General features: G+C 39.9%; 2 protein-coding genes. Both read left to right on the plus strand.

Annotated elements, in window-relative coordinates; all coding sequences use genetic code 11:
* Nucleotides 1-203: hypothetical protein (locus IQR33_RS34105; protein ID WP_228014085.1), on the plus strand; the 203-nt coding region annotated here is incomplete at its 5' end.
* A complete protein-coding gene (locus tag IQR33_RS23465) occupies nt 200-793 on the plus strand; it encodes a mechanosensitive ion channel family protein (protein ID WP_017820061.1) in 594 nt (197 codons plus the stop codon). The genes IQR33_RS34105 and IQR33_RS23465, both read left to right, overlap by 4 nt.
* Nucleotides 794-857: the final 64 nt, after the last annotated feature.

Consider the following 857-nt stretch of genomic DNA (forward strand, 5'->3'; position numbering starts at 1 on the left):
TTTCAAAATCACGTCAGCTTTGGTTGAATATAAGTAATAAAGCCAAAGAGTTCGCAATACTCACTAAGTCTTTGATTAACCAATATAGTACTCTGTGGTACCTCAACACAGAGACAAATGGTGTAAAGAAAAATTGTGATTACTTACAGCAAAAAATCAGCTATAAAAGCCGCTTTCTAGATATCGTCGAGATGAAGAAATGAATGATTGGATCCAATTAGAGCAAGTGAGCCAGTATTTCACTACGGGCTCCCTCGGTTACAAACTACTGATGGGCATTTTTGTCCTGATCGCGTATCGCATCCTGAAGAGGATTGTAAATAGAGCCATCCTAAATTTGGCAACAACGAAAGGTGTAAAAAAGGCTCGTTTGAGTTTTATTCAGCGCTGTTTCAATGTCGCGCTGCTATTTTTGACCGCCTCTATTTTTGCCATTATCACAGGTATTGGCTATGGCGATGTGTCTTTGTTCCTATCGTCCATTTTTGCCGTATTAGGTGTGGCATTTATTGCGCAGTGGTCAATTCTGAGCAACATCACTGCCAGCTTTTTGATCTTTTTTGTCTTCCCATATCGAGTGGGTGACCGAATTAAAGTCGTAGACAAAGATGAAGACATCTGCGGTGAGATTCAAGAAATCAGCATGTTTCACGTGTTAATTAAGCACGACAACGGTAACTTGATCACTTACCCAAACAACCAGATTTTGCAAAAAGCAGTGCTAAAGCTGGCAAAAAACAAGCCAGAGCCAAGTAAAGCAAAATCTCGGATTTATACTCGCAGAAAGAAATAACCCACTAAAAAGCCGATGTATCTACATCGGCTTTTTAGTATCACTTGGTGGTCACAAATAACCC

It is taken from the genome of Vibrio sp. OPT46, assembly GCF_015163535.1.
Classification (GTDB): domain Bacteria; phylum Pseudomonadota; class Gammaproteobacteria; order Enterobacterales; family Vibrionaceae; genus Vibrio; species Vibrio alginolyticus.